Here is a 1,236-nt window from a genome sequence, read left to right as displayed (position 1 = left end):
ACGTCGAGCAGCCGGTGGCGGAGCTGTCCGTGTCGGCGCCGGCGGTGTTGGCGTTCGTTCCGGTGGGGCCCGCGCCGGAGCTTGAGCTGGCCCGCTGCCTGGGCTTGCCGACCGACGTGGTCAGCGCGTCCCGGGCGGTCCTCGGCGGTGCCGAGCGGCCGGTGGGGCTGCTCGTGGACGACAGCGACGCGGTGCTGGTGGGAGGCTTGCGCATCCCGGCCGCCCGGCCGGACGGCGCGCAGCCACCGGGCGTGCGCGGCTCGCTGAGCAGGTGCGCCGATCTGGTCCGGCCCGCGCGCTGGCGCGCGAGCGGCTTCCCCACGCCGTCAACGCGGCTGCGCGTGGAGGCGGACGGGGTGCTGCTGGTGGACGTCGAGCAGCCGGTGGCGGAGCTGTCCGTGTCGGCGCCGGCGGACTGCGTCGCGACGGGACTGGCGGAGGTGGTGGTCCGGCAGGTGGGCCGGGACCGCTCCGCGTCCGGCGGCCAGCCGCTGCGGGTGCGGGCCCGGACGGTGACGGTCTCGGGCCCGGAGCTCGGTACCCGCACCTGGCATGTCGCCCGCTCTTCCCTGCGCCTCACCGTGCCCCGGGGATGAACCGGCCCACGAGTGGTCGTCGCGTCTGCTCGGCGTTGTCGCCGGCGGTGGTCGGCAGGGCGCGGGTGAGCATGCTCGACCGGCGCATCCGCCCGACGGGCGCGAAGTGTCCGAAGAAGCACACCTCGATCGCGAGGCCCTTGCCGCGCTGCCGGAAGTGCGGGGTGTAGCGGGCGGCGATCCGGTCCCCGTCGGCGACTGCCTCGTGGACTTCCACCCGGCAGCGCGGCGGGGTCCTCGTCGATCCTCGCCGCCGCCGTGCGGGTACTCGAGGCGGGCCCGGAGGCCGGTCTGGCGTCGGTCGCCGCCGCCGGGGGTGACCCGCGCTCGTGGACGGATCAGTGCGCTTCCCGTCGGGTCTGGGACCGAGCACGGCCGCCACGCTCCCGTCGCCGAACGGATCCGCCCGGTGGTGGAGCGCGGACGGCGGGCCGGTGAGTTCGACGACCTGCTGCCGTTCGACTGGCTGGTCGCGGTCACCATCGGGCTCGCGCACGCCACGGGCGAGGCGCGGATCGCCGGTCGGACGACCGCGGCGGCGGCGCGGGACGCACTGCGTACGAGCCTTCTCCGCGTCCTCGGTGTGCTTACGGAGTGGACCGGCGGAGGGTGAGGCCGTGGGGGGCGAGGCGTTCGGGGA

2 protein-coding genes and 1 pseudogene are annotated in these 1,236 nt (G+C 76.4%); 2 read left to right on the top strand and 1 reads right to left on the bottom strand.

The features are described 5' to 3' along the window. A pseudogene (locus FNX44_RS27000) lies at positions 1-596 on the top strand (hypothetical protein); the annotation flags it as partial. On the opposite strand, the gene FNX44_RS26995 reads toward FNX44_RS27000, so the two are convergent. Then, complete coding sequence (locus FNX44_RS26995) at positions 577-813, bottom strand: hypothetical protein (RefSeq protein WP_228450301.1); 237 nt, start codon at positions 811-813, stop codon at positions 577-579. The pseudogene FNX44_RS27000 and the gene FNX44_RS26995 overlap by 20 nt on opposite strands. A gap of 192 nt (positions 814-1,005) precedes the next feature. Between FNX44_RS26995 and FNX44_RS29340 the strand changes: the two genes are divergently transcribed. Beyond that, on the top strand, positions 1,006-1,209 hold the full coding sequence (locus FNX44_RS29340; protein WP_228450300.1) for a hypothetical protein: 204 nt from the start codon (positions 1,006-1,008) through the stop codon (positions 1,207-1,209). The last annotated feature ends 27 nt before the right edge of the window (positions 1,210-1,236 follow it).

Origin of the sequence: Streptomyces alkaliterrae (assembly GCF_007097205.2) — a bacterium.
GTDB classification, from domain to species: domain Bacteria; phylum Actinomycetota; class Actinomycetes; order Streptomycetales; family Streptomycetaceae; genus Streptomyces; species Streptomyces alkaliterrae.
Note: the sequence above shows the minus strand (reverse complement) of the source record. Positions and strands in the feature narration are given on the sequence as shown.